The organism is Citricoccus sp. K5, from assembly GCF_902506195.1.
Taxonomy (GTDB): domain Bacteria; phylum Actinomycetota; class Actinomycetes; order Actinomycetales; family Micrococcaceae; genus Citricoccus.
The window spans coordinates 3,454,008-3,479,301 of sequence record NZ_LR732817.1; the positions used below are offsets into that span (position 1 = coordinate 3,454,008).

The 25,294-nt window shown below is 66.9% G+C and carries 22 protein-coding genes and 1 riboswitch; of the genes, 9 read left to right on the forward strand and 13 right to left on the reverse strand.

The window, feature by feature from the left end:
* Positions 1-146 precede the first annotated feature (146 nt).
* The 5 genes from BOSE125_RS15525 to BOSE125_RS15545 are packed head-to-tail and all read left to right on the forward strand — an operon-like array spanning position 147 to position 6,123.
* Entirely contained in the window at positions 147-1,121 is a 975-nt protein-coding gene (locus BOSE125_RS15525) for a CoA ester lyase (protein WP_159554002.1), read from the forward strand.
* A complete protein-coding gene (locus BOSE125_RS15530) occupies positions 1,121-2,308 on the forward strand; it encodes a CaiB/BaiF CoA-transferase family protein (protein WP_159554004.1) in 1,188 nt (395 codons plus the stop codon). The genes BOSE125_RS15525 and BOSE125_RS15530 overlap by 1 nt, the downstream gene beginning before the upstream one ends.
* The gene (locus tag BOSE125_RS15535; protein ID WP_159554006.1) at positions 2,305-3,117 is read left to right on the forward strand and encodes a cyclase family protein; all 813 of its coding nucleotides are present in this window, start codon (positions 2,305-2,307) and stop codon (positions 3,115-3,117) included. Before BOSE125_RS15530 ends, BOSE125_RS15535 begins: the two co-directional genes overlap by 4 nt.
* Positions 3,114-4,610 carry an MmgE/PrpD family protein gene (locus BOSE125_RS15540; protein ID WP_159554008.1) on the forward strand — a complete coding sequence of 499 codons (1,497 nt, stop codon included), beginning with the start codon at positions 3,114-3,116 and terminating at the stop codon, positions 4,608-4,610. Before BOSE125_RS15535 ends, BOSE125_RS15540 begins: the two co-directional genes overlap by 4 nt.
* Before the next feature lie 25 nt (positions 4,611-4,635).
* Entirely contained in the window at positions 4,636-6,123 is a 1,488-nt protein-coding gene (locus tag BOSE125_RS15545; protein ID WP_159554010.1) for a dihydroorotase family protein, read from the forward strand.
* A 129-nt stretch (positions 6,124-6,252) separates the two neighbouring features.
* Here BOSE125_RS15545 and BOSE125_RS15550 read toward each other — a convergent pair whose 3' ends face one another.
* Positions 6,253-6,972 carry a GntR family transcriptional regulator gene (locus BOSE125_RS15550; RefSeq protein ID WP_159554012.1) on the reverse strand — a complete coding sequence of 240 codons (720 nt, stop codon included), beginning with the start codon at positions 6,970-6,972 and terminating at the stop codon, positions 6,253-6,255.
* Positions 6,973-7,167: 195 nt separating this feature from the next.
* On the opposite strand from BOSE125_RS15550, the gene BOSE125_RS15555 reads away from it, so the two are divergent.
* The 3 genes from BOSE125_RS15555 (at position 7,168) to BOSE125_RS15565 (ending at position 10,123) form a co-directional block, all read left to right on the forward strand.
* The gene (locus tag BOSE125_RS15555; RefSeq protein ID WP_159554014.1) at positions 7,168-8,028 is read left to right on the forward strand and encodes an oxaloacetate decarboxylase; all 861 of its coding nucleotides are present in this window, start codon (positions 7,168-7,170) and stop codon (positions 8,026-8,028) included.
* A 47-nt stretch (positions 8,029-8,075) separates the two neighbouring features.
* Positions 8,076-9,062 (forward strand): C-terminal binding protein, encoded by a 987-nt coding sequence (locus BOSE125_RS15560; RefSeq protein WP_159554016.1) that lies wholly within the window; start codon positions 8,076-8,078, stop codon positions 9,060-9,062.
* Between the two features lie 65 nt (positions 9,063-9,127).
* Complete coding sequence (locus BOSE125_RS15565) at positions 9,128-10,123, forward strand: tripartite tricarboxylate transporter substrate binding protein (RefSeq protein WP_159554018.1); 996 nt, start codon at positions 9,128-9,130, stop codon at positions 10,121-10,123.
* Between the two features lie 71 nt (positions 10,124-10,194).
* Here the strand turns inward: BOSE125_RS15565 and BOSE125_RS15570 are convergent, their stop codons facing one another.
* From BOSE125_RS15570 to thiM, 3 genes are all read right to left on the reverse strand, one after another.
* Positions 10,195-10,485, reverse strand: coding sequence for a DUF4287 domain-containing protein (locus BOSE125_RS15570; protein WP_159554020.1), 291 nt, complete (start codon positions 10,483-10,485; stop codon positions 10,195-10,197).
* A 46-nt stretch (positions 10,486-10,531) separates the two neighbouring features.
* Positions 10,532-11,239, reverse strand: coding sequence for a thiamine phosphate synthase (gene thiE, locus BOSE125_RS15575; protein WP_201301226.1), 708 nt, complete (start codon positions 11,237-11,239; stop codon positions 10,532-10,534).
* Complete coding sequence (thiM, locus tag BOSE125_RS15580) at positions 11,236-12,174, reverse strand: hydroxyethylthiazole kinase (protein WP_159554022.1); 939 nt, start codon at positions 12,172-12,174, stop codon at positions 11,236-11,238. The genes thiE and thiM overlap by 4 nt, the downstream gene beginning before the upstream one ends.
* Positions 12,168-12,261, reverse strand: a riboswitch (TPP riboswitch). Its footprint overlaps the gene before it by 7 nt.
* A gap of 279 nt (positions 12,262-12,540) precedes the next feature.
* Here thiM and BOSE125_RS15585 point away from each other — a divergent pair.
* Entirely contained in the window at positions 12,541-13,680 is a 1,140-nt protein-coding gene (locus BOSE125_RS15585) for a Fic family protein (protein ID WP_159554024.1), read from the forward strand.
* A 127-nt stretch (positions 13,681-13,807) separates the two neighbouring features.
* Here BOSE125_RS15585 and BOSE125_RS15590 read toward each other — a convergent pair whose 3' ends face one another.
* The 9 genes from BOSE125_RS15590 to BOSE125_RS15630 all read right to left on the reverse strand — a co-directional run bounded on the left by BOSE125_RS15590 (position 13,808) and on the right by BOSE125_RS15630 (position 25,209).
* Positions 13,808-15,757, reverse strand: a complete 1,950-nt coding sequence (locus BOSE125_RS15590; RefSeq protein ID WP_236558066.1) for a DUF2075 domain-containing protein — start codon at positions 15,755-15,757, stop codon at positions 13,808-13,810.
* Positions 15,744-16,046, reverse strand: coding sequence for a nucleotide pyrophosphohydrolase (locus BOSE125_RS15595; RefSeq protein WP_236558068.1), 303 nt, complete (start codon positions 16,044-16,046; stop codon positions 15,744-15,746). Before BOSE125_RS15595 ends, BOSE125_RS15590 begins: the two co-directional genes overlap by 14 nt.
* A 133-nt stretch (positions 16,047-16,179) precedes the next feature.
* Positions 16,180-18,903 carry a DEAD/DEAH box helicase gene (locus BOSE125_RS15600; RefSeq protein WP_159554026.1) on the reverse strand — a complete coding sequence of 908 codons (2,724 nt, stop codon included), beginning with the start codon at positions 18,901-18,903 and terminating at the stop codon, positions 16,180-16,182.
* A 77-nt stretch (positions 18,904-18,980) separates the two neighbouring features.
* Entirely contained in the window at positions 18,981-19,988 is a 1,008-nt protein-coding gene (locus BOSE125_RS15605) for a fumarylacetoacetate hydrolase family protein (protein ID WP_159554028.1), read from the reverse strand.
* A complete protein-coding gene (locus tag BOSE125_RS15610) occupies positions 19,985-21,010 on the reverse strand; it encodes an amidohydrolase family protein (RefSeq protein ID WP_159554030.1) in 1,026 nt (341 codons plus the stop codon). The genes BOSE125_RS15605 and BOSE125_RS15610 overlap by 4 nt, the downstream gene beginning before the upstream one ends.
* On the reverse strand, positions 21,007-22,146 hold the full coding sequence (locus tag BOSE125_RS15615; protein WP_159554032.1) for an FAD-dependent monooxygenase: 1,140 nt from the start codon (positions 22,144-22,146) through the stop codon (positions 21,007-21,009). Before BOSE125_RS15615 ends, BOSE125_RS15610 begins: the two co-directional genes overlap by 4 nt.
* 50 nt (positions 22,147-22,196) lie before the next feature.
* On the reverse strand, positions 22,197-23,192 hold the full coding sequence (locus tag BOSE125_RS15620; RefSeq protein ID WP_159554034.1) for a cyclase family protein: 996 nt from the start codon (positions 23,190-23,192) through the stop codon (positions 22,197-22,199).
* On the reverse strand, positions 23,189-24,196 hold the full coding sequence (locus BOSE125_RS15625; RefSeq protein ID WP_159554036.1) for a fumarylacetoacetate hydrolase family protein: 1,008 nt from the start codon (positions 24,194-24,196) through the stop codon (positions 23,189-23,191). The genes BOSE125_RS15620 and BOSE125_RS15625 overlap by 4 nt, the downstream gene beginning before the upstream one ends.
* On the reverse strand, positions 24,193-25,209 hold the full coding sequence (locus tag BOSE125_RS15630; protein ID WP_159554038.1) for a VOC family protein: 1,017 nt from the start codon (positions 25,207-25,209) through the stop codon (positions 24,193-24,195). Before BOSE125_RS15630 ends, BOSE125_RS15625 begins: the two co-directional genes overlap by 4 nt.
* Between the last annotated feature and the right edge of the window lie 85 nt (positions 25,210-25,294).

Genomic DNA, 25,294 nt, shown 5'->3' on the forward strand with positions numbered 1-25,294 from the left:
CCGCAGTGTTACCGCAATCCCTTGACTTGGCAGGCGACAACGATCTAGCGTGATCACTATCGCAAAGGCCTTCGTCGTTCCACTTATAGGAACGAAGGCGACGACTATTGACTGGAGTCTTTGTGACTCCGGACCTGACGACGGGTATGGCAGTGAACGATGATGTGAGGAGTCAGGGGCTGACGGACACCGCCGCCGTGGCGTGGCCGGCGTCGTGGCTCTACGTCCCGGCCAGCAAACCGTCACTCTTCACCAAAGGGGCAGGATCAGACGCCGAAGCCCTGATCCTAGATCTCGAGGACTCGGTGCCTCAACCGGAGAAGGGACAGGCCCGCAGGGAACTGAAAGAGTGGCTGACGGCCAACGCGTTGGACGCTGATGGTGGGCCCCGTGGTTCAGCCCACGGCAAACCGGTCTGGGTCCGCGTCAACGCCGAACAGATCTCCGAGGACGCAGCCGCCGTGATGGGCCCGGAGGGCGTGGCCCTCTGCGCCGGCATCATCCTGGCCAAGGCTGAACCCACCGTCGTGACAGAGCTGGAGGACATCACCGGCGGCCGGCTTCCGGTGATCGGCCTCGTGGAGAGTGCCGCCGGACTGAAGGGACTCGATCAGATGGCTGCCTCACCGTCCGTGGAGACGTTCGGGCTCGGTGAAGTGGATCTGCTGGCCGACCTCCGGATGCGGCGGAGCCCTGCGGCGGAGGCCGCCGTGGACGCCATCCGCCTTCAGGTGGTCGTGACCTGTGCGGCGGCCGGTATCCGGGCCCCTCTGGCCCCGACCTCCACCGACTTCCGGGACCTGGGCGCCTTCGCGGAGACCACGCGGAAGTTCCAGGACCTGGGGTTCCGGGCCCGTACAGCCATCCACCCCGGACAGTGCCCGGTCATCAACTCCGTCTTCACACCCACGGCGGAGGACGTCACGGCGGCCCGGCGCATCCTGGACCACTCGGCACAGGCCTCCGGGGGAGTCACCCTGGACGACTCGGGCCGCCTCATCGATGCCGCCGTCGTCCGCGGTGCACTCGAAACCCTTGAGAGAGCCACCGCGGACCGAGAGCACCCGGACACCTCCGCCCTGCTCGCGCAGGGCCCATCCTCGTCACGAAGGAGAAACTGATGCTGCCGCTCGAGGACCTGAAGGTCATTGACGCGTCGTCCATTCTGGCGGGCCCCCTGTGCTGCCAGATCCTCGGAGACTACGGTGCCGACGTCATCAAGATCGAGCATCCGGTGCTCGGCGACAGCATGCGCGGACACGGGGAGAGTAAGGACGGCATACCGCTGTGGTGGAAGGAGGTCTCGCGCAACAAGCGCACCCTGGCCCTGAACCTCGGCAAGCCCGAGGGGGGCGAGGTCTTCCGCAAGCTGGCCGCGACGGCCGACGTCGTGGTGGAGAATTTCCGGCCGGGCACCTTCGAACGGTGGGGGATCGGCCCCGAGGTCCTGCATCAGATCAATCCCGGCCTGGTCCTCGTCCGGATGACCGGGTTCGGGCAGACCGGACCGTACTCGTCCCGGGCGGGCTTCGGCACCCTGGCGGAGGCCATGAGCGGCTTCGCCCACCTGACCGGACCCGAGGACGGGCCCCCCACCCTGCCGGCGTTCGGCCTGGCGGACAGCATCGCCGGCATCGCCGCGTCCTCGGCGGTCCTGACAGCCCTGCGGCATCGGGACCGGACCGGGGAGGGACAGGTAGTGGATATGTCCATTCTGGAGCCGATCATGACCGCTGTCGGTCCCGGCCCCACGGTCTACGAGCAGTTGGGCATCATCGGCCAACGCCATGGCAACCGGTCCACCAACAACGCCCCGCGGAACACCTACCTGACGAAGGACGGCAAGTGGGTGGCGGTGTCCACCAGCGCCCAGTCGATCGCCGAACGGGTCATGCAGCTGGTGGGCCACCCGGAGGTCATCGACGAGCCGTGGTTCGCGTCTGGGCACACCAGGGTCCAGCACGTCGACGAGCTCGACGAGTACGTGGGCTCCTGGATCCGTGAGCGCAACCAGGCGGAGGTCATGGACGCCTTCACCGAGGCCGGGGCCGCCGTCGCCGCCGTCTATGACGCCAAGGACATCGTGGAGGACGAACACATCCGGGAGACCGAGATGCTCATCGATGTGCCGGACGAGGACCTCGGTTCGGTGCTGCAGCACAACGTGATGTGGCGCATGAGCAAGACGCCGGGGGAGATCCGCTTCACCGGACGGCCCCTGGGGCAGGACACAGACAACATCCTGGGCGAGGTCGGATACACCGACTCAGAGATCGCCCAGCTGAGGGAAGGTGAGTTCATCAAGTGAACAGTGCATTGTTGGACGTCGTGCAGTCAGGGCTGCATACGGTGGATCTGGGCCGGCAGCTGAGGGTCGGCATGCCGCAGTCCCCGAACCATCCCCAGTTCTGGCACACGCTGCCCCGTCGCCACGGTGACATGGTCCGTGCCGATGGCGGCAGCGCCGCGAATGACATGATCTCGACCGGCACCCATGTGGGCACCCACATCGATGCCTTGGCCCATGTGAGCCAGGACGGCAAGCTCCACGGCGGTGCGAACGCCGGCGACTCCTGCCTCGGCGGCAAGTACGTGGAACACGGCGTGCACACCATCGAGCCGATGCTCAAGCGCGGCCTCCTGTTGGACATTCCCGCCTACAAGGGCCTGCCGGATCTCGAGGGCGGCTACGAGATCACCGTGGAGGACCTGCAGGGATGCCTCGCGGCGCAGGGCGTGGACGTGCTGGCCGGAGACGTCGTCCTGATCCGCTCCGGCTGGGGCAAGAAATTCGCGGAGGGATCGGCATATGTCGGCGGACCGTCCGGGGTGCCCGGCATCAGTGAGGCCGGGGCGACGTTCCTGGCCGGCCTGGGTGTCCACGCCCTCGGTGCGGACACCATCGCCTTCGAGATGCTCCCGCCGGGCGGCGGCCACGCCCAGCTGCCGGCCCACCGGATCCTCCTGGTGGAAAGCGGCATCTACATCATCGAGGCGCTGGACCTGGAAGGCCTGGCCGAGCAAGGACTTCACGAGTTCCTCTTCGTCCTCGTGCCGTTGAACATCTTCGGCGCCACCGGTTCACCGGTCCGGCCGCTGGCGGTGGTGCCGGCATGAGCGCCAGCTCCAACACCACACGGAAATCCACATCGGGCGCGACGCCGCCCCCCGCCTCAGACGCCCCGCTCGCCGAGATCGTGGCGACCTGGGCCGAGGGCGTGACCTTCGAGGACCTCTCTCCGGCCCTGATCGAGAACATCAACTCCCGCGTTCTGGACATCCTGGGCATCTGTGCCGCGGCGGCTCCGCTGGACACCAGTCGCGCGGTGCGCCGCTTTACTACATCACAGGGCGGGGCCGGCCAGGCCAGTGCCGTCGGGGTGGCCGAGCAATTGCCGGCCGCCCAGGCGGCCTTCGTCAACGGCGTCCTCGCGCATTCCCTGGACTATGACGACACCCACCTGCCTTCGGTGCTGCACCCCAGTGCCAGTGTCATCCCGGCGGTGCTGGCCGCCGCACAGGCCCACGGGTCCGCGGGTCAGGACGTGGTCCGGGCCATTGCGATCGGCCTGGAGGTCAGTGTCCGCCTCGGCATGGCCGGTTATGACAGCGCGGCGCAGAACTCGGTGTTCTTCGAACATGGCCAACATGCCACGTCCATCTGCGGCGCCATGGGATCCGCCGCGGCCGTGGCCGCCCTGCACGGGGGTGCGGAGTTGATTCGCAACTCCCTGGGCGTGGCTGCCTCGATGGCTGCCGGGATCATCGAGTCGAACCGGACCGGTGGAACCGTCAAGCGCATCCACTGTGGTTGGGCCGCGCACTCCGCAGTCACCGCCGTCGAGCTGGTTCGCCATGGCCTGACCGGCCCGCCCACGGTGTTGGAGGGCCGCTTCGGGTTCTTCCAGGCCTGGCTCCACGGCGCCTTCGATGCCTCGGCCATCACCGATGACCTGGGGGAACGGTGGTCCATCGAGGACATCTTCTTCAAGCCGTACCCCGCCAATCACTTCACCCACGCTGCCGTGGATGCGGCAGCCGCACTGCGGCGAGCCGGCATCACACCCGGGGACATCAACTCCCTGGTGCTCGGAGTGCCGGCACCGAACCTGCGCACGATCGGCGAGCCGATCGACGTGAAGCGCACCCCCACCACCGCCTACATGGCCCAGTTCTCCGGACCCTATGCCGTCGCCGCCGGGCTGCTCGGAGGTGGGGGCCTGGAGGTCGGCCTGGACGACTACACCGACGAGCTGGCGCAGGATCCGGTCCGGCGGGCCATCATGGCCAAGGTGGACGTGGTCCCGGACCCGGAGTGCACGGCGATCTTCCCGATGCAGTTCCCCGCGGTCCTGACCGCGCACCTCACGGACGGCCGGACCATCGTGGAGAAGGTCCTGGCCAACCGCGGCGGCAACGAGAATCCCCTCAGCTTCGAGGAGCTCACCCGCAAGTTCCGGGACAACGCCCGCCGCACCATGTCCACCGGGGACATGGCAGCACTCGAAGAGGGCTGTCGCACCCTGGAAACAGCTACGTCCGTCCATGACCTGTTCACCGGTCTCGCCTTGGTGGATCCAGACCGCCTCCAGAATGAAGTCCAGAAGTAGGACCAGAAGCAAGAAAGGGACCCTCATGTCCAACTACGATCTGCTGATCAAGAACGCCACCGTGGTGCGCCCGGGCGAGCTCGCCCCCGAGCTGCTGGATGTCGCCGTCAAGGACGGCAAGTTCGCCGCCATCGCCGCTGACATCGACGCCTCCGAGGCCACCAAGGTGGTGGATGGCACCGGCAAGCACCTCTTCCCGGGCGTCGTGGACGTCCATCAGCACTGGGGCATCTACAACCCGCTCGAGGAGGATGCCGAGACCGAGAGCCGCGCCAGCGCCCAGGGCGGGGTGACCAGCGGCATCACCTACGTGCGCACCGGTGCCTACTACCTGAACAAGTCCGGCCCCTACAAGGACATCTATCCCGAGGTCCTGGAGGCCACCCGGGGCCGGGCCTACATCGACTACGGCTATCACGTGGCACCGATCCTCAAGGACCACATCAACGAGATCCCCGACCTGCTGGACATGGGCGTGGCCTCGTTCAAGATCTTCATGTTCTACGGCATCCACGGACTGCACGGCCGCTCCACGGACCAGAGCAAGTTCCTGATGATCCCGGAGGACGAGTCCTACGACTACGCCCACTTCGAGTTCGTGATGCGCGGTATCGAGAAGGCCCGCCAGGACCCGCGCTACGCGGACATCAAGGACCAGATCTCCCTGTCCCTGCACTGTGAGACCGCCGAGATCATGCGCGCCTACACCAAGTTGGTGGAGGAGGACGGCACCCTGACCGGGCTGGAGGCCTACAGCGCCTCGCGCCCGCCGCACTCGGAGGGCCTGGCCATCACCATCGCCTCCTACCTGGCGCATGAGACGGAGCTGCCCAACATCAACCTGTTGCACCTGACGAGCCGTAAGGCCATTGAAGCGGCCATGATGATGCAGCAGACCTTCCCGCACATCAACTTCCGCCGCGAGGTGACCGTGGGCCACCTGCTCGCGGACTGCCACACCGCGAACATGGGCGGCAAGGTCAACCCGCCGCTGCGCCCCCGCGAGGACGTGGAGGCCCTCTGGGACCACCTGCTGGCCGGGAACTTCTCCTGGGTCACCTCGGACCATGCCTGCTGCAAGGACGAGACCAAGTTCGGTGACCCGCGCGAGGACGTCTTCGTGGCCAAGTCCGGCTTCGGCGGCGCCGAGTACCTGCTGGCCGGGATGATCTCCGAGGGTCGCAAGCGCGGTCTGTCATACAACAAGATCGCGGAACTGGTCTCCAAGAACCCCGCCGAGCGTTACGGCCTCAACAGCAAGGGCGATCTGCAGGTCGGCTTCGACGCGGACTTCTGCCTGGTCGACGATCAGACGAACTACGTGGTCCGGGCGGAAGACTCCCTGTCCACGCAGGAGTACACGCCCTTCGAAGGGTTCGAGCTGACCGCCAAGATCACGGACACCTACCTGCGGGGGAACACGGTGTTCCAGGACGGTGCCGTGGTCGGGACTCCGCAGGGGCAGTACCTGGACCGGACCGGCCGCACATCGGAGGTGCTGACCGAGGCGTAGGAGCAGGGAGCGCCCTGCAGGAAGCCGCCTGGGCCTGTCTCGTCGAGACGGGCCCAGGCGGCTTCTCGCTTCGGAGAGGCCATGACAGCGGACCTCTGTCCCGACCCTTGGTGCAGACGGCACGTGAACTTAAGCGGTACTGGTGAGGTACCCGCCGAGCTTCTCGCGCAGACGGGTCCGCTTGCTGAGGTTGCGCTGCTTTTCACGGTCGGCCAGGGCGCGGACGTAGGTCTGCCCCGCCTGATCGATGTGCTGGGTCAGGACCTGGGCCACCCCCGGAGCATCGGCGGCTCGGACGAGGTCCACGATCTGCGCGTGTTCGCGCATGGACACGGCCACGGCGTCGCTTTTCCACGTGGAGAGATGGGCCCGGAGTGCTGAGACCTGGGTGGAGATCGCACCGTACGCCTCGGCCAGGTAGCGGTTCCCGCCGACCTCGAAGGCCACGGCATGGAACCGGGCATCGAGCCGGTTGTACGCCGCACGGTCCTCCCGGGAGATGGCCGATTCCATCTCAGCCATGACTTCCGTCAGGGCGGCCCCTGCGTGTGGTGCCGACGTTCGCAGGGCGTCTTCCATGGCCCATGATTCCAGCCGGAAGCGAAAGCCGCATAATTCAAGCACCTGTTCGGGCGAGGGATCGAAGACGAAGGTGCCGGACTTGGGGACGATCTCTACGATTCCCTCGTTCTGCAACGCTTTCAGGGCTTCGCGCACGGGTGTCCTGCTGACGGAGAAGACCTCTGCCAGGGCATCCTCGGACAACGGTTCACCGAGTTCGAAGGCACCGTCCGTGATGGATGCGCGGAGCGATGCAACGATCCCGTAGGCCATGGATGAGGTTCTCACTGAACGGGGCCTCCTCTGTCGCCATCATGCTATCCGGCCCAACACTTGTATCCAAGTTGACGTTCATCTAGTATCCAAGTTCAACGTGAGGTGCATCACGTCGGCGACTCTCTCGATCCGCCGGGCCACAACCCTGCAGACCGTCGAAGTCCCGCGCGCCCCGCAACCGTCAGAGAACCAAGGACACGGAGAATCATGAACGCGGCTGCATCATTGAGAACACTGCTCGAGCCGGGTCGGCCCCTCGTGCACGCCCCAGGGGCCTTCGATTCGCTCACCGCCCGACTGGTCGAACAGGCGGGATTCCCGGCCGTGTATCTCACCGGCTTCGGGGCCACGGCGTCGAGACTCGGTCAGCCGGACATCGGCTTGCTCACCGCGACCGAGATGACGGAGCATGCCAGGAACATGGTCCGGGCCGTCTCCATTCCCGTCATCGCCGATGCTGACAACGGGTACGGTGGCCCGTCCAACATTCACCGCACGGTTCTCGAATACCAGCAAGCGGGCGTCGCCGCGATCCACCTCGAGGACCAGGTCTCTCCCAAGCGCTGCGGGCAGATGGCCGGCATCAGCCTGGTGGACGCGGAGGACTCGGCTCGTCGGGTCAAAGCTGCCGTGGCGGCCCGCGGCTCTGACGACCTCGTGGTGATTGCCCGGACCGACGCTCTGGCCGCCACCTCCCGGGAGGATGCCGTCGAGCGGATCCACCGCTACCGCGATGCTGGGGCAGACCTGCTCTTCGTGGACGGGGTCAAGACCATCCGCGACGTGGAGTTCATCGCCCGATCCGTGGACGGACCGACCGTGGTCTCCATTGTGGACGGCACCGAGGCGGCGAGCCTGGCTGGCAGTGACCTGGAAGAGCTGGGATTCCGGATGGTCCTGTACCCCTTGACCGCCCTGTTCTCCGCCACCTCCGCAGTGCAGCAGAGCCTGCACTCCCTCCGCGAGAACCAGACCGTACCGGCCAGCGCGATGGACTACGCCCAGTACTCGGAGATCGTCGGCCTGCCGTTCCATCAGCATCTCGATGAGACCTTCGGCCAGCTCTGACTCCGCGGCCACGGCACTCCCCCCAACTCCCACGACCTGAGGTATCCATGTACAAGATCGTCATCACCGACTACGAGTTCACAGACCTGTCCCCGGAACGGTCCGTCTTCGACGGACAGGACGTCATGGTCGACGCCGGCCCCTTCGCTGACGAGGCCGCGTTGCGGAAGGCCTGCCGTGACGCGGACGCCATCGTCAACCAGTACGTCCAGCTGGATGCCGCCTTTATCACCACCCTGGAACGCTGCCGCGTGATTGCCCGGTACGGAATCGGCGTCAACACCATCGACATCGAGGCCGCCACCGCCGCCGGCATCATGGTCGCCAACGTCCCCGACGGTTCCCTGGATGATGTGTCCGACCACGCGGCAGCCATGATCCTCTCCCTCTCCCGCGGACTGGGTATCTACGATCGCGCGCTGCGGCGAGGTCAGTGGGACTATGCCCAGGCCAAGCCGCTGCACCGGCTCCGCGGGGCCACCTTGGGGCTGCTGGGCTTCGGCAACATCCCCCGGCGTCTGGCTGCGAAGATGCAGATCTTCGGCATGAGGGTGATCGCACACGATCCGTTCGTGGACCCGGACGTCGCGTTGCGGGAGCATGACACCACGCTGGTGACGCCCGAAGAGCTCTTCGCGGCAGCGGACGTGGTCTCGATCCACCTCCCGCTCACCACCGAGACGGTCAACCTGGTGGATTCCCGGTTGCTGGGCCTGATGAAGACCACGGCGCTGTTGCTCAACACTTCCCGCGGCGGAATCGTCCAGGAAGAGGACCTGGCGGCGGCCCTGGCAGGAGGCCGGCTGGGAGGGGCCGGACTGGACGTCTTCAGCGCGGAACCGCTCGGTCATCAGTCCCCGTTCACCGAACTCGAGAACACGGTCCTGACGCCCCACGCGGCGTGGTACTCGGAAGAGTCCGAACAGGAGATCCGCACCAAGACCGCCCAGAACGTCCTCGACGCCCTGTTCCAGGGCCAACCCACGTATTTGGTGAACCGCACCGTGGTCCCGCGCGCCGCCGTCGGGACCTGAACCACTCATTGGTAGACCCGCCCACCCCCCCTTATTCGCTGCACCCCTCAGAACCAAGGAGAATCATGTCTCTGCACCTGAAGACCAGAACCCTGTCCCTGGCGGCTCTCGCCCTTGCCGGCACCATGGTGCTGAGCGCCTGTGCCGACAACGCCGGGAGCAAGACCGCTGACGCGGAGGACTTTCCCACTACGGACATCCGCCTCGTGGTGCCGTGGCAGCCAGGCGGCCAGGGAGACCTCACCGCCCGCACCCTGGCCCCGCTGCTGGAGGATGAGCTGGGGGTGTCCGTGATCGTGGAGAACCGGCCCGGGGCCAACGGGTCGATCGGCTACACCTGGCTGGCCGAGCAGGAGCCGAACGGCTACAACCTGTCCATGATGGGCGTGGAGGTGGCGACGCTCCAGTTCATGGACTACGACGTCAGCCCGGATGACTTCGTCCCGATCGGTCAGGCCATCGAGGGCCCGGGTGCCATCGCCGTACCGGCGGGCAGTCCCTACGAGTCCCTCTCAGAGCTCATCGAGGATGCCAAGGCCAACCCAGGGAAGCTGACCTATTCCTCCCCCGGGGTCGGATCCGTGTGGGATTCCCCGGCACGGGGCCTGCAGGACCTGGCGGGAATCGAGTTGACCAGCGTGCCGTATGACGGGTCCGCCCCCTCCATCGCCGCGGCTGCCGCTGGTGACGTGACTTTCTCGATCGATGCGATGGGCAGCCAGAAGGCCCAGGTGGACGGCGGGGAGATGCGCTACTTGGCCATGCTCTCCGAGGAACGCCACCCGGACTACCCGGACGTGCCGACCGCCCAGGAGGAGGGCGTTGACCTGCAGAACGCCTCATGGGCCGGCATCATGGCGCCGGCCGGCACCCCGGACGAGGTGGTCAAGGCCCTCTCCGACGCGATGGGTACGGCCGTCGAGGATCCCGGCTACATCAAGGTCATCGAGGACGGCAACCAGATTCCGACCTTCCGTGACTACGAGGAGACCGCCGCCCTGATTCAGAGCGAGGCCGACCGGTACGGGCCGTGGATCGAGATGGCCCAGCAGGGCCAGTGACCTCTCGCCCCCGCCCCGGGCCTCGGGGTGGGGGCTTCGGACGCTGAGACGCAGCTGAAAGCGACCGCCGGTCAGGCGGGCTTGGTGGCCTTGCCGTCGAGCCAGAGCACGTCCGACTCGTCGCTGTGGCTGCCCGTGGTCCCCACGTGCTTGGCGTCGATCTGGGGGCCCCTCTTGATGACGTGGACCAGGGCCATGCCGTGTCCGCGGCCGAGTCCGTAGTCGGCCTTGAGCCAGTCGAGGATGACGCCGGCCTTGACCGAGGCGTCGTCATAGCCGCGGCTCTGCGCGATCTCGATCAGTTGGCGCGGGGTGAGACCGGTCTTCTCCTCGATGGTGTCGAGGTAGGCCTGGAAGGACATGGAAGCTCCTGGGGTCGGGTGTCCGCTGTGTGGTCGTCACCAGTGTCTACCGCGCCGGAGCCGACCGCCAGGCCTGGGCCAACTCGGCCGCAGCTCGCTGCGGGTCCTCCGCGGCACAGACCCAAGACACGACGGCGGCCCCCGCCAGTCCCGCGTTCCGCAGGCCTGGGAGATCGTCTGGGACCACCCCGCCAATCGCGACGGCGGGCAGTGCGGTGGTGGCGGCGAGATGCTCGATGCGCTCCGCGCCGATGGGAGCAGGCGCGTCCGCTTTGGAGAAGGTGGTGCGCAGGGCGCCGATGCCCACGTAGGTGACGTCGGCGATGCTGGCCTCGGTGGCCGCGAGCTGGTCCGGGGTGGCGGCGCTGATGCCGAGGATCGCCTCCGGGCCGATGAGCCGGCGAACGTCCGCCACGTCCAGGTCCGACTGGCCCACGTGCACCCCGTGGACGCGGGCCCCGCGGTGGCGGGCGGCGAGGTAGACGTCCACGCGGTCGTTGACCAGCAGGGTCACGTGTACGGGGAGCGCTGCGGACAGGGTCTCGAGCAGTTCGATCTGCTGCCGGGCCGGGGTGGTCTTCTCCCTCAGTTGAACGGTGGTGACACCACCGCCGACGGCGGCCACGACCGTCTCGACGAGTGTGCGGCCCGCGCCCTGGGCTTGTGCCGAGTCGGTGACGAGGTAGACGGAGAGATCGGGGGGCGGGGTGATTGGTGTCGTGGTGCTGGCGTTCGCGGTGGTGGTCAGGCTCATGCGGTCCTCCCTGTGGTCGAGTTGAGGGCTGGGGTTGCTGCTGCAGCAGGCTCAACGGTGATTCGTGCCCGGGCGGTGACGTCCTCGGGGGTGAGGGCGTCGAGTTCGTCGAGGAAGGCGGGGATGAAGGATCCCGGCCGGTGGGTCTGTTCGGCGGCCAGTTCGGCGGCGATGGCGTAGATCGTGCAGGCCGTGACAGTGGTGGCGAGTGGATCGGTGCTGGTCTCAGCCGCTGAATCGGGTGAGATGGTGCGTGCGGTGGAGCCTGTGGCGACGAAGGCCGCAACCACCGCCCCGAGGAGGCAGCCGGCTCCGGTGATGCGCGTCAGCAGGGGGTGGCCGTTGGCGATGCGGACGATGCTGTGGCCGTTGGTGATGAGGTCGGTCTCCCCGGAGACAGCGACGACCGCGCCGGTGGTGCGGGCCAGCTGCAGGGCGCTGTCCCGGGCGGCCTCGGTGGTGTCGGAGGAGTCAACACCGCGACCGCCGGTGCCTTCTCCGGCGAGGGCCCGGATCTCGGAGGCATTGCCGCGGATTACAGTGGGGGAGAGGTCTAGCAGACGATGTGCGAGGGCGGTGCGGACAGGCAGGGCACCCACGGCGACGGGGTCGAGCACCCAGGGGGTGCCGGCGTCGTGCGCTGTTTCTGCTGCCTCGAGCATGGCCTCTCGTTGCTCGGAGTGTGGGGTGCCGAGGTTGATGAGCACGGCAGAGGCGGCGCGGGCGAACGAGCCGGCCTCGCCGGGGATGTCCGTCATGGCGGGCGTCGCGCCGAGGGCGAGCAGGCCATTGGCGACGAAGTTGACGGTGACCGGATTGGTCAGGCACTGGACCAACGGCTGGGTCTCCCGGAGCCGGGGGAGTAGCTGGTGGGTGTGTTTGACCAGGTCAGTGGGGTCAGGAAGAGCGGGTGCAGAAAAATGAGTGCGCGGCATAGGCGCGACATCCCTTCGCTAGTACGAACTAGATCAGGTTCGACGGGTGTTCTCTCAGCCCCTCGCGGGGCACCCCGTGTCACGTGGTGTGTGGCCACAGTAACGCACAGCCCCCAGGCGCCGGACGATATGTCGTGTCGTCGGGCACCCGGGGGCTGCGGTTGATCGAGCGGGCGATGTTGCGTGGGCCGGCCGATGTAGGTCGACTCGGGTCTCGTGGACTTCTCTTCGCAGTCGCGGGTTAATTTCTCGACGAACCGTGATTAATTACTGGGTAGCCCCGTGTAACTCGAAAACCCCGAAAGTAAGAGACATTGTGGTAGTTGACCTTAAATACGGCGACCCATCGCGGTAAAGTCTGAGCACATGTCGCTACACATTCCTGAGTTTCCTTTCGACTCTTCGCTGACGATGGCCGTCTTCGATCTCGAACGATTGCGTGGTGACTTGGCCATGACGGATACGGACCCGGAGCTTCTAGGACAGATACACCAGGTGCTGCAACTGGTCACCAGCATGACGAGCGCCCGCATCGAAGGAAACCGCACCACGGTTCTGGATGTCGTGACCGAGAAGGAGCAATCGGACGGCTTCCAGTATTCGGACTCCGTGCAGGAGATCATCAATTTGGAGAAGGCCTCGGAGTTCATCGACGAGCACGTCGAGCCGGGAGTGCCACTGACCCAGATGTTCATACGCGAGCTGCACCGAATCGCCGTCGAGGGGCTCGAAACCGAGGGGGATCGCACCCCCGGTTCCTACCGCACCATGCCGGTGGCCATCTCGGGTGCTAAGCACGTTCCTCCCGGCCCGGACCTGATCCCCCTGCTGATGGGCGAGCTCGCCGACTTCATCAACGCCGAACGGCCTGGAAACCTGGACCTAGTGGCGACGGCCGTCTCCCATCATCGGTTCCTGTGGATCCACCCGTTCGGGAATGGTAATGGTCGGGTGGCACGGTTGCTCACCTATGCAGTGCTGGTCCAGCAGGGATTCACCCAGACAACCAGCTTCCGCGCTTTGAACCCGACTGCGGTTTTCGGTGCCGACCGAGAGCGGTACTACGAGCACCTTGCCGATGCGGACACCTATCAGGACATTGGCCTTGTGCGCTGGTGTGAGTATGTGTTGCTCGGACTCCGCGATGACCTGACGCGAGTGAAGTCACTGGGCGAGGCGAGCTTCGTCCGTGCACGTGTGCTATTACCGGCGATTGACCGTCTGCTGCGGTCGGCACAGATTAGCGTGCCAGAGGCAGCGGCCCTGAGTACCGTGGCGGAGCGCGGCATAGTGAAGGCGAGTCACCTTGCGGAGGTGTTTCCCGGCTCTTCATCGACGCGCAGCCAACTGATCCGTGGACTCGTGGACCGAAGACTCCTCGGACGATTGCCGGAATCACCGCGGTCATATCGTTTGAGACTGGATGCCGGTCCGTTGGTGTTGACCGTGATCGGACAACTGGAGGAGTTGGGCTTCGTCCCCGCCATTATGCGCGGGGCCATCTGACTCAGTCGTGGCGACGGGGCGACGGCCAATCGAGGTCGCGAACACGTCAGCCACCAGGATATGTATGCGGGCTCGCTACTGGAGCGCCAAGATGCGTCCGAAGCAGTCCGCGATAGTTTCGAAGTTGTCACGTGTCTCGCAGGGGAACGGTGTCTACCGTCTTGAGCACCACCTTTTCGATCGCCCCGCGGTGTGCTCGGGGCCGATAGGTAATCCGAGGATCAGGGTTCACGAGGTAGTCGGCCCCATGGATAAGCGATGTTCCCATGAACGTCGCTTCGCTAGCTCCGGACAAGATGTCGGGGAAGTAATGCTGAGCCAAGTACTTCCGCAGTGGCTCATCACAGACGTAGAGAAACGTGCCGAGGATGCCTCGGGTCAACAAGACGTTGTAGATGTTGATCACGTACTCCCGGATCTGATCGTCCGTGTACGTGATATCCAACTTCCTGTTGCTCTCCATACCCTTCGTGTCGAAGTAGGACTGCCGGTTGAAGGTGACCCGGCCCGTGGACTCGTCCAATCTCAGGTCGGGGCCGATGATCACCCCCGCGTAATTCAGGTCGTAGCCCTGGATGGTGTGGATAGAACCGACTTCGAGCGGCGACTTTGGCGAACTGACCCAGTCTGTTGCTGTGGAATTCCATCGCAACTCCAGTCCATCGAGCTCGATGTCGAAGGCAGCTTTGTTCTTTTTGCTACGCCACTTCCAGGCAAACCCTGCGAGGAGGCGGGCCAAACCGTTTCGGCTATCCAGCCGCAGAATCTCCTGTCTCATCCGCTTGAGGTCGGTAAACATGCGCAGGTCATACTTCATGATGTCGGGAGCCGAAGGCGCCATGCCGTTGCCGGCCGAGCGCAGCACCTTGCCGAAGAAACCCACATAGTCGTCGCCCGCCCGCACTCGAAGTTGGGACTGGAGCGTGAAAAGTCGAGCAGCTGACGAGGCTTCCTGGATCACCGCCTCGACGCTGTCACGGGGAAGGTCCGCGGGTCTGACAGTTTGATTGGGGTCAAGGATCAGAACCTGGTGTCGGCTCTTTGCGCGGATCCAGTCCAGTTGGGTCTTGGAATGATCATCCCCGCCAAACAGGTCTTCGGTGATCGTCTGGAACTGGATGTTGAGCATGCCGGCGGACTGGTTGGCACGCTGGCTTAGGCGGTGTGCTTCGTCCACCACCAGCAGGTCGTACTCAATACCCGACCCCCCAACCTTGAATGGGTCCACCACTTGCGATGGCTTCAGTCCCGGTGCCCTCTTGAAGACATTCTGGATGGACTTCCGGAGCGATTGCTGGGGGATCACCAACCCGATGGTTAGCCCCCGAAGCCGGTCTCTGTTTTCTTGGGTGAAGAGGTCGCTGAAGGGTCGACCTTCTTGAATCAGGTCTTCCAGTTCCTCATCTGTTGACTCGCCGATATCGGCGAGAAGCTTCATCAGCACGACGGCAAGCACGGTCTTGCCGGTTCCGGGGCCCCCTTGAACCACCATCGTCTCGACGGAGGAGGGTTGAACTGCGGCGCCACCGACGTCGGCGAGAACTGCCTCCGCCATGCGGCGCACTGACTCGTCCTGTTCGGGCGAAAGCTCCTTGAACGGGGAGAGTTTGTATAGGTCCTGATTGATGATGTCCAGCTGGGTTTGGACGAAGAGCCCATCCGCATACAGTTGCTGAAAGATCTGCTTGAAGGTCTCCTGGTAGTACTCGCGAGCGAAGTACTGCCCGGCAACGATCCCCTCATTGCGGTTCTGAATTTCGTGGCCGTCACCGGAAAACATCCGGATGAGGAAAGCCTCCAGATCGAGGGTGGCGGACTTGTTGTACATATCGTGTAGCACCACACGTGTTTCCGTGAGATCCTTCTTGGCATCGCTCTGCATATGCTGCGTGAGTCGGCGGTCCGCTTTGAGCGTTTCGCCCACGTAAATTTTCTGAGCCACCCGATGGGACTCGGTGGACCGGCCCTCATGCAGGATGTAGACCGCTGGCCAGTTCTTCAGTCGCGGCTCCTTCGAAGCGGCTGCGCTGACACCCTCGCTGTTCAGAGGAAAGCTCTGGATCTCAAAGTCGGTCATACTTCGTGCTCCTGCCTTTGGCGAGGTCCACGGGGTACTTCTCGTGGGTCTTGCCCAATTTGGTCTGGACGATCTCGTCCACGTCTAGGCCAAGGGCATCCGCAAGAAGGAAGCAGTACGTCAGGACGTCGGCGAGCTCCGACTGAACCGCTTCGATTTCTGCCTCGCCGCCCCATTGGAAACATTCCAGAAGTTCACCGGACTCGATGGAGATGCTCTTCGCAAGGTTCTCCGGGGTGTGGAACTGACTCCACTCTCTTTCGGAGACCATCTGACGGATCAGGTCCATGGTGCGCTCATGACTCATACATTGAAGTTATCGGATGATGGAGGCGGCTCGCCTCTGCGCTTGTTGAACCCCAGTGAAGCAGTCCAGTACGGCGGCAGAACCTTTGCCCAGCTGCCTGGCACTTCAGCCCTTCTTACGTCGCGCAGGGACTGTCGGAAGCTTGGTAGGTGCCTCGGTCGCCGAGCAACCGCTCCCGCTCCGCAGCAACAACCTCCCTGGCCAGCTCCGCCTCGGACACGTCCACGGCCTCAGGTGCCGCCTCGGCCACGTCGGACTCCCGGGCGAACTGCTCGAACAGTTCCGCCTTGACCGCCAGCATCTCGGTCAGTCGCTGGTCCACGCCGTCCTCGCTGAGCAGCCGGTGCACCTGCACGGTCTCCAGCTGCCCCATCCGCCGGGCCCGGGCGATGGCCTGCCACTCGATGGCCGGGTTCAGCTGCGGCTCGCAGAGCACCACCACGGAGGCGGCCTGGATGTTCAGCCCCACCCCGCCGGCCGTCACTTGCGCCACCAGAGCGGCACCTCCGGGCGCAGCAGAAAAAGCGTCCACCATCGCCTGCCGCTGTGCCGCCGCCACCGAGCCGGTCAGCGGCCCGAACACCGGACCGTCCAGGGTCTCCGCCACGGCGTCCAACACGTCCCGGAAGAACGAGAACACGATCACCCGCCGACCGTTCTCCTCGGCCTCGGACACGATCTCCACCAGCCGCTGCATCTTCTCGGACGCACCCCCAGAAGAAAACGCGGCCGTCCGCATCGCCATGAAGTTCCCCTCACTCACGGCCTCCCGGTAGGCCTGCGCATCCGCCGCGATCATCGGCAGCAGCTCCTGAACCTCCACCAGCTCCGGCAACTCGGTGAGCACGTCCTCCTGGTTGCGCCGCAGATACGCCGGGGCCACCTGCTGCCGGAACCGCGCCGGCGCCAGCGCATGCGAATCCAGCACCAGATCCGGGCGGAGATAGCCAATGAGCACCCGGAACTCCTCGAGCCGGTTCATCAGCGGCGTGCCGGTCAGCAGGATCGCCCGCTCCGTCCGTCCGATCACCTCCGCCACCGCCTGGGACCGCAGCGCCTCCGGGTTCTTGATGTACTGCGCCTCATCGACCACCACGCAGCCCAGCGGCACCGGCTCGGTACCCTCATCGCCGAAGGCCGCACTGCGCAGGGTGGCGAAGGTCGTCACAGCCACACCACCGGTGCGCCGCCAGGCACTCGCCGCGGCTTCCCGGTTGGGCCCGTGCAGCCGATGCGCAGGCAGCGTGGTCATCTTCTCGATCTCCCGCATCCAGTTCGTCACCACGGCCGCCGGGCACACCACCAGGAAGTGCACCGGCCGCTCCGTCCCGCCGGTCGCGGCCAGATGCGTCAGCACTGCCAGCGCTTCCACGGTCTTGCCCAGGCCCATCTCGTCGCCGATCACCACCTTGCCCTGCACCAGCGCGAACTTCGCCCCGAAGCTCTGATAGCCGCGCAGTGACGCGGTCAGGTACGTGGTGTCCAGGCGGAAGGCCCGGACCGCCTCCACGATCTCCGCCGGCAGGTCGCCCTGCGTCTTCTCCGGATCCTCCGTGGTGAACCCGAGCTCGGCGAACAGCGCGTAGTAGTCCGCCGGCCTCGCCAGAAAATCGACCCAGACCTCGTCCCCGGACCCACCGGCACCTGGGTAAGCGCCAGCGTCGGGCCCGGTGTGCCTTTCGGAAGGAACCGTTCCGGCCAACTGAAGTACGGAAGCCACCGCCTCCCGGAACTGCGCGGCGGTCCGCGCCCGCGGCGCCAGCAGCACGGGATGCCCCGGTGCCTGCGTGTGGGCCAGCGGGGCGAGGGCCTCGGCCAGCGCGACCCCGGCCGTGGCACGCCGCAGCGGCAGCAGATGCTTCCATGCCCGGGTCCGGCGCAACAGCTCGGTGGCGGCCTCGGTGCGGTCGGCCGGGTCCAGCCGCAGGCCCGTGCCGTCCACGGCGAGGTCCCACAGCGTGCGGGCGGCGCCGCGCAGACGGGTGGCGGTGGTCTTCCCGACGCCGTCCAGCGCCTCGAGCTCGGCGCCGCGGTCCCAGACCTGCAGCACCGTGGTGATGCCCGCCTCGAGCAGCGGGCTCGTGGACAGCCGGTCGGCGGTGGCATCCTTGAGCCGCTCCACATCCATGGTGTCCAGCAGGGCGCGGGCCTCGCCGTCCCGGACCACGACGCCGGCCCGGTGGGCTGCCGCGCGACGCTCGACCTCGCGGCGGAGCGCCTCTTCGAGGGTCGCGATGGCCCGGGGGAGCGGGGCGATGTCCTCCGCCGGCATCAGCTCGGGAGCGATCCCGAGCTCGGGCAGGCGGCGGAGCAGGCCGATGCTCGGATGGAGGGCGTCCTCGGTGGGGATGGAGGCGGCGATGGTGGGGTGCTGCTCGAGCCGGTCGAGCAGTTGGGGCAGGCCCTGGGTATGGGCCCAGAGTCGGTAGTCGTTCAGCCGCCGGGCTGCCTGCTCGGCCTGGTGGCGGGCCTGGCCGAAGGTGATGAGGCGACGCAGGCCGAGGAGCTTCTGAGCTTGGATGATCTCCTGCTCTCGGCCGCCGGCCAGGCTGGCCAGGGCCTCCTCCTCGTGCGCCGCGATGGGCTGGAGGGCCCGTAGGCGAGCGAGGGCAGCGAGGTGCGCGCCGTCGTCGGGCCCCAGGGGCAGGGCACGCCAGTACTCGGTGGGCTGGTGCTGGGGGTCTCGAGGGCCGAGGTCGAGAACGGCGGAACTGAGCCGGCGGTTCGCCTCAGTGCTGACCATCATGATCTGGGTGCGCCGCCCGAGCAGGGCCGCGGCGCGCCGCATCCAGGACGCGACCTCGATGATGGTGCGCTGGAGGGTGGCGCGATCATTCATGGCTCATCATCTGCCGCCCGGGCCGGCGTGGCGGTGTCCTCCTCTTGTTGTCATTGTGGCAGGGCTGGGAGACAGAGCTACCAACGGTCGAGGTGGGCCTGCCGCTGGGCCCGCCGGGCGCGCGGTGCCGGACGGGCGCGGGCGGCCGGGAGCGGGTGCGGTTCGCGGGAAGGCCCCACGGTCCCGGTCAGCACGCCGAGCCCCTCGACCGCCATGCGGACCGCGTCCCCCTCCTGCAGTGGTGGCGGCACCAGCTCGCCGCCGGCCTTGCCCCAGAGCTCGCCCAGGCAACCGCCGTTGCCCACGGTCCCGGACCCGATGACGTCCCCGGGAACAATCCGGGATGCTCGGGAGGAGTAGACGAGCAGCTCGGGGAAGGTCCACGCCATATTGGAGACCAGGTCCGCACCGATGAGCTCGTCGTTGACATACACCTCGGCCCGGACGTCCAGGAACCCCTCAGCGTCCAAGAAGGGTGCCATCTCGTCTGCGGTGACGATCCAGGGTCCGAGCGAGGTGGCGAAGTCTTTGCCCTTGGCCGGGCCCAGATGCCCGCGCATCTCGGCGGTCTGGATGTCCCGGGCGGACCAGTCGTTCATGATCAGGTAGCCGAATACGTGCTCGGCGGCCTCGTCAACGCTGAGGTCGGTGCCAGGGTGCCCGTCCACCCCGCCGACCACCACGGCGATCTCCAACTCGAAGTCGAGCTGCTCGGTGGCCGGCGGAGTGATCCGGTGGCCGGTGCCGAAGATCTGGTGTGGGTTGGTGAAGTAGAAGGTGGGGGACTCGTACCAGGCCTCTCCCACGTGGGGATCGCCGTTGGAGTCGGCGCTCATGCCTTCCACGTGCTCCTCGAAGACGGCGAAGTCGCGCACCGCGGCTGGCACCAGCGGCGCCAGCGGGGTGACCTCGAACAGGGGGACGCCTTCGGCGGGGTCGGCCCGGCCGTAGAGGTCGGCGGCGGCCGGAAGCCCAGCCGCGAGTACCTCCCGCACCGTGGCCTCTCGAGGGAACGGCACCACCGCGTCCTCGATCACGAAGCCCTCACCGTGGGTGTCACCATGCGTCCAGCGTGCGATCCTCATCGCGACCCTCCTTGATGCAGTGTTGCGGCCGTCAGGGTTTCCAGCTCGGCGGCATTGCCCCCGAGGACGCCGTGTTCCACGTCCGGGGCGAGCCCTGCCGTGCGGATGAACCCGACCGGGTCCTCGCTGCCCATGTCGAAGGGGTAGTCACTGCCCAGCAACACTTGGGACGGTCCGGCTACCTCGATCAGCTGCTGCAGGGCACGGGGATCGTGCACCACGGTGTCGAACCATATCCGCGTCAGGTAGTGCGAGGGAGGGTGCTTGCAGCCCTGCGCATCCGGCCGCACTCTCCACGCGTGATCCGATCTCCCGATCGCCGTGGGCAGGTACCCACCGCCGTGGGCGGCCACCACCCGCAGGCCGGGGTGGCGGTCCAGCACGCCCCCGAAGATGAGGTGGGAAAGGGCGACCGCATTCTCGACCGGCTGGCCGACCGTGTTGACCAGGTAGAACCGGTCCAGGCGCTCATCGAGCGTGCATCCGAACGGGTGCACGAACACCGGGCAGCCGAGTTCGGCGGCCCGCGCCCAGAACGGTTCCAGGCGCGGGTCCGAGAGCTCCACATCCCCGGCGGCGGAGGAGATCTCCACCCCGAGCAGCCCGAAGCCGAGTACGGCATTCTCCAGCAGTTCCCGGGCGTGCTCAGGCCACTGCAGTGGTACCAGACCGAGCCCGGTGAGCCGCTCCGGTGCCTGGGCTACGTGCTCGGCAATGAGCCGGTTCGCCTCCGCGCAGGCCCACGCGGCGAGGCCCTCCTCGGCCCAGGGGTAGTAGTGATTCGGGGAGGCGCTCACCCACTGGCGGTCCACCCCCTGTTCGTCCATGATCCGCAGCCGCTCGGCCACGTCGAGGAGCCGGGGGATCCGGGCGGCCACCATGGGGCCGGACACCTGCTGGCTGGCCGCCCCATTGCGACGGTGGTCCAGCTCGGCGGCCGCGGCTACGCCCTCGGGGGCCCGGCGGACAACCTCCTTATGCAGCGAGGGCAGCAGCATGTGGGCGTGCACATCGACGATCATGCCCGCACCGCCACTCGCTGGGCCACGCCGCCGAGCAGACCCGGCACCTCGGCGGAATGGTCCTGGCCGTCCCGCTGCCATTCGGCCAGCTGCGCGGAGGCGTTCACGATGGCGGTGGCCCGCTCCACCCGGCGTGCGTGGAACGCGTCCCACAGGTCCTCGTCCAGGGACTCGCGTTCCACGAGGAGTTCAGTGAGCACCAGGGCGTCCTCCAACCCCTGCGCGGCCCCCTGGGCGATGGTGGGCGGGCAAGAGTGCGCGGCATCCCCGATGATCACGGCGCGGCCGCGGTTCCACCGACCGGGGACCACATGCTGGGTGAACCACGTGTAGTTCACCTGCGCATTCCCGGCGGTCAGATCGGTCCGCACCTGATTCCACGGCCCGCCGTAGGCCTGGCTCTGCTCGAGCATGGCGGTGGCACCCTCCTGGGCGGTGGCGCGGAAGTGGTCCCCGGCATCGGACACCAGGAACGCGTACATCGAGTCCTGGCCGGTGGGGGTGTAACCGGCGATGTAGCAGGGGCCGCCGTAGTACAGCTCCGTGTACTTCACCTCCTCCGGCCGGGAGACGAAGGCCCGCCAAATCCCCATGCCGGTGTGTTCGGGAGCCACGGTGATGCCCAGGGCAGTGCGCACGGTCGAGTGCAGGCCATCGGCACCGATCACCAGGTCATAGCGGCCCGCCGGCCCCGACGCCAGGATCGGCTCTGCGTAGTCCGCGGTGGAGTCCACGGCGGTCACCCGCTGCCCGAACCGGACGGTGGCACCGGCCCGGACGGCATGATCATGCAGGATGCGGGTGAGGTCAGCCCGCGGCATGCCCATGGCGGAGGGCAGCCCCGTCCCCGGATCGTCGCCTTCCTCCTGTCGGGCGATCACCGGGGCCTGCGGGCCGGGGGCACGCATCCCCATCCCGTCGAAGGGAAACCCGGCCGCGCTGGCCTCCTCCCACACGCCCAGCTCGGCGAACGCGCGCAGGGCGTTGCCCTGCAGCGAGATCCCCGAACCCAGGGCGCTCAGTTCGGCGTTCGCCTCGAAGACGTCCACCTCGACGCCGGCCCTGGCCAGCTGGATGGCCGCGGCCAGTCCGCTCACTCCGGTGCCGACGACGGCAACCCTCTTCACTGCGGTCATGATCAGTACCTCTCTCTGCCTCAATATGCTTGGTGTTGCCGGGGTGCGTCTCAGAGCAGGGCGATGGGATTGATGGGCGAACCGACGGCACCGGTGATGGGCAGCGGCTGTGCGGAGAGCAGGAAGTCATACCGTCCGCGCTCGGCGCAGGCCTTCCCGATTCCCTCCAGATCCCACATCTCGCCGACCGTCAGCCCCATGTTGGGGATGACGATCTGGTGCAGGGGCTGGAAGGAATCGTGGAACTCGTTCGGACGCACCTCGAAACCCCAGGTGTCCGTGGCGATCGCGGCGATCTCGCTGCGATGCAGCCACCCCGCGGTCGTGATGGACAGGCCGGGGGCCGGCCCGCCGGCGTAGCCGCCCCACCCCTGACGGCGGACACGGGCGAGCTGACCGGTGCGGACCAGCAGGATGTCCCCGCGGCCGACCCCCGAGGACGGTCCCTGGGCGGCGATGCAGGCATCCAGGTCCTCGGTAGTGATCGCATAGCCGTCCTCCAACTCACCGGTCTCCGGGCGCACGTGCCGGCCCAGATCGAGCAGCACACCCCGGGAGACGATGACGGAGGCGGCGTGCTCGATCCCGGTGACCTGGTCGCCCTGGGTGGTGACGACGTCGCCCGCGCGGCGGCCGTTCCACGCGTAACCGTGGTCGAAGATGTGGCCGAGACCGTCCCACTGGGTGGAGCACTGCAGCGGCATCACGATCAGGTCGTCCGCCCCGCCGATCCCGTGGGGGTGGGCTCCGGGATTGCGCTCGGCGTCCAGGCCGGTGCCGGTCATGGTGTGGACCGGGTTGTTGCGTTTCTTCCACCCCTTCTGCGGGCCGTCCTCATTGAACTCCTGGCCCAGCGAGACGGCCAGTCCCTCCGTCACCAGACGGGCAGCCTCCAGGCGCTTGGCGGCGTCGATGAAGTTCAGGGTCCCCAAGGCATCGTCCTCGCCCCAGCGTCCCCAATTGCGGTACGCCTCGGCCCGCACGCCGACCTCTCCGGTCGGATCGGCCGGATCCAGGTCCGCCGGGTTCTCAGACAGCGAGCTCATCTGCTTCCTCCTGCACTCTCAGCGATACAGCGGACCCTCTGGGTGCCCAGGCCCTGGACCGAGCCCTCCATGACATCGCCGTCCCGCAACAGCCGGCCCCAGTGCGCGCCGTTGCCGGCAGGGCTGCCGGTCAGCAGCAGGTCCCCGGGCAGCAAGGGCATGTTCAGCGAGGCCGCGGAGACCAGGGCGGGCAGGCCGAACAGCAGATCCGAGGTGGTGGCATCCTGCATGCGCTCGCCGTTCAGGTCCAGGGTGATGCCCAGGTCGTGGGGTTCCACGAAGCCTGCCGGGACCAGGAAGGGGCCGGTGGGCAGGAACCCGGGGGCGTTCTTGGAGCGGTACCAGTCCGCGCCGATGCCCTTCGAGTCCTCGCGGAACACGCGGTCCCGCGTGGTGATGTCGTTGCAGATCGTGTACCCCGCCACATGATCCATCGCCTTCTCGGCGCTGATCCGGAACCCCTCCATGCCGATCACCACGGCCAGCTCGAGTTCCCAGTCGTGCTGCTCGCTGTATGACGGCAGGACCAGCGGGACGTCGTCGCCGACGACCGCCGCCGGCAGTCCGATGAAGAAATACGGCTCCCCGGTGGCGGCACGCTCATCCATCATCCGGGCCGCATCCTCGCGGATCTCGGCTTCGGGACGGGTGTCGCTCTTCGGGGCGTGAGCCACCACAAGATCGATGACGTGGGTGCGGTAGTTCGCCCCGGCCTGGACGACCTGGCGCGGCTGGACCGGCGCGGTCAGCGTGACCTCGGCCAGGGGCCGCCAGAGGTTTTCCGTCCCCGTGTCCGTGTCTACGAGACGGCCGAGCCGGTCCCAGTCGGGAGCGGCCAGGAAGGCATTGAGGTCCGGGGCGCCGAGGTCGGTTTCGTCGAGGGCGCGGATGCGCTCACCGGCCACGAGACCGAGGCGCACGGAGCCTCCGTCGCCGTCGCGAAAGCGGGCCACCGCGAAAGGTGCGGTCAATCCGGTGCCGGGCGCCGGCGTCGTGCTGGTCATTCGGTGACCCCGGCCGACTTCGCGACCAGTTGGTCGCGGACTTCCTCGGTGATGCCCTCCTCCGAGGCGCTGGGTCCGTTCGCCGGCGGGAAGGACTCGCTCAGGGACGCGTGCATGGGGCTGTTCTGGTAGATGTCGTAGGAGCCCTGGGACGTCTTCCAGGTGTTCGCCTGCCAGTCGGGCACGTAGTTGCGGTAGCCGCCGCTGTTGAGCTCGATCCGCATGGAGGACGGCTCGCGGTAGTACAGGAACGACTGCTCGCCGATGCCGTGGATGGTGGGGCCGTATTCGATGCGCACCCCGTCCTCCAGCAGCGAGTCAGCCGCGATGAGCATCTCTTCGCGGGTATCGACCCAGAACGCGAAGTGGTTGATGCGTCCGGCGCGGTCCGAGCCGTCCAGCACGATGCCGAGATCGTGGGACTTCTCGTTGGTGGTGATCACCGAGAACACCGAGAGGGGGACGTCCTCCAGTTCCGTGCGTGCCATGATCCGGTATCCCAGCACCTCGCTGTACCAGGCGGCGAAGGCATCCACATCGCTAGCGCAGATGGTGACGTGGTCGAGCTGGCGGGGGGCGCCGGCCACCCGGCTGCGCCGCTGGGGGCGGTCCGGGAAGACCGAGGCGAGCTCACCCTTCTCGTAGCGGAAATGCCGGGCGTCCCAATGCAGGGTCATGGAGTGGCCCCAGGGTCCCACGAAGCGGTAGGCGCGGCCGATGTCCAGGCCATCGAACCACTCACCGGTGACGCCGGCGGCCTCGATGCGCTGCACCGCCTCGTCCAGGGCCTCGTGGCTGGTGGTGCGCCAGGCCATGGTGGCCAAGGAGGGTTCGTCAGCGTGCTGGATCACCAGGCTGTAGGTGTAGTAGTCGCCCCAGCAACGCAGGTAGACCTTGCCGTCCTCACGGGCCACCTCGGTGAGGCCGACCTTGTTGACGTAGAAGTCCACCGATGCCTCGACATCGGGGGTGGTCAACGCGATGTACGACAGGTGGGAGAGAAGCGTGGTCATCCTCGGTCCTTTCAGTGCCCGGAGCGGGCGACGGCCCGGATGGGCCTCGTGACATCCATAGTGGTCGGCGTCACATCATCAGTGA

Excerpts from the sequence above, each read along its gene's own strand:
- BOSE125_RS15560 (WP_159554016.1), top strand. The coding sequence starts at position 8,076 with ATGTACAAGATCGTCATCACCGACTACGAGTTCACAGACCTGTCCCCG.
- BOSE125_RS15585 (WP_159554024.1), top strand. The coding sequence starts at position 12,541 with ATGTCGCTACACATTCCTGAGTTTCCTTTCGACTCTTCGCTGACGATG.
- BOSE125_RS15605 (WP_159554028.1), bottom strand. The coding sequence starts at position 19,988 with ATGAGGATCGCACGCTGGACGCATGGTGACACCCACGGTGAGGGCTTC.
- thiM (WP_159554022.1), bottom strand. The coding sequence starts at position 12,174 with ATGCCGCGCACTCATTTTTCTGCACCCGCTCTTCCTGACCCCACTGAC.
- BOSE125_RS15595 (WP_236558068.1), bottom strand. The coding sequence starts at position 16,046 with ATGGACCTGATCCGTCAGATGGTCTCCGAAAGAGAGTGGAGTCAGTTC.
- BOSE125_RS15590 (WP_236558066.1), bottom strand. The coding sequence starts at position 15,757 with ATGACCGACTTTGAGATCCAGAGCTTTCCTCTGAACAGCGAGGGTGTC.
- BOSE125_RS15565 (WP_159554018.1), top strand. The coding sequence starts at position 9,128 with ATGTCTCTGCACCTGAAGACCAGAACCCTGTCCCTGGCGGCTCTCGCC.
- BOSE125_RS15525 (WP_159554002.1), top strand. The coding sequence starts at position 147 with ATGGCAGTGAACGATGATGTGAGGAGTCAGGGGCTGACGGACACCGCC.
- BOSE125_RS15540 (WP_159554008.1), top strand. The coding sequence starts at position 3,114 with ATGAGCGCCAGCTCCAACACCACACGGAAATCCACATCGGGCGCGACG.
- BOSE125_RS15620 (WP_159554034.1), bottom strand. The coding sequence starts at position 23,192 with ATGAGCTCGCTGTCTGAGAACCCGGCGGACCTGGATCCGGCCGATCCG.
- BOSE125_RS15610 (WP_159554030.1), bottom strand. The coding sequence starts at position 21,010 with ATGATCGTCGATGTGCACGCCCACATGCTGCTGCCCTCGCTGCATAAG.
- BOSE125_RS15570 (WP_159554020.1), bottom strand. The coding sequence starts at position 10,485 with ATGTCCTTCCAGGCCTACCTCGACACCATCGAGGAGAAGACCGGTCTC.
- BOSE125_RS15615 (WP_159554032.1), bottom strand. The coding sequence starts at position 22,146 with ATGACCGCAGTGAAGAGGGTTGCCGTCGTCGGCACCGGAGTGAGCGGA.
- BOSE125_RS15600 (WP_159554026.1), bottom strand. The coding sequence starts at position 18,903 with ATGAATGATCGCGCCACCCTCCAGCGCACCATCATCGAGGTCGCGTCC.
- BOSE125_RS15625 (WP_159554036.1), bottom strand. The coding sequence starts at position 24,196 with ATGACCAGCACGACGCCGGCGCCCGGCACCGGATTGACCGCACCTTTC.
- thiE (WP_201301226.1), bottom strand. The coding sequence starts at position 11,239 with ATGAGCCTGACCACCACCGCGAACGCCAGCACCACGACACCAATCACC.
- BOSE125_RS15530 (WP_159554004.1), top strand. The coding sequence starts at position 1,121 with ATGCTGCCGCTCGAGGACCTGAAGGTCATTGACGCGTCGTCCATTCTG.
- BOSE125_RS15545 (WP_159554010.1), top strand. The coding sequence starts at position 4,636 with ATGTCCAACTACGATCTGCTGATCAAGAACGCCACCGTGGTGCGCCCG.
- BOSE125_RS15555 (WP_159554014.1), top strand. The coding sequence starts at position 7,168 with ATGAACGCGGCTGCATCATTGAGAACACTGCTCGAGCCGGGTCGGCCC.
- BOSE125_RS15630 (WP_159554038.1), bottom strand. The coding sequence starts at position 25,209 with ATGACCACGCTTCTCTCCCACCTGTCGTACATCGCGTTGACCACCCCC.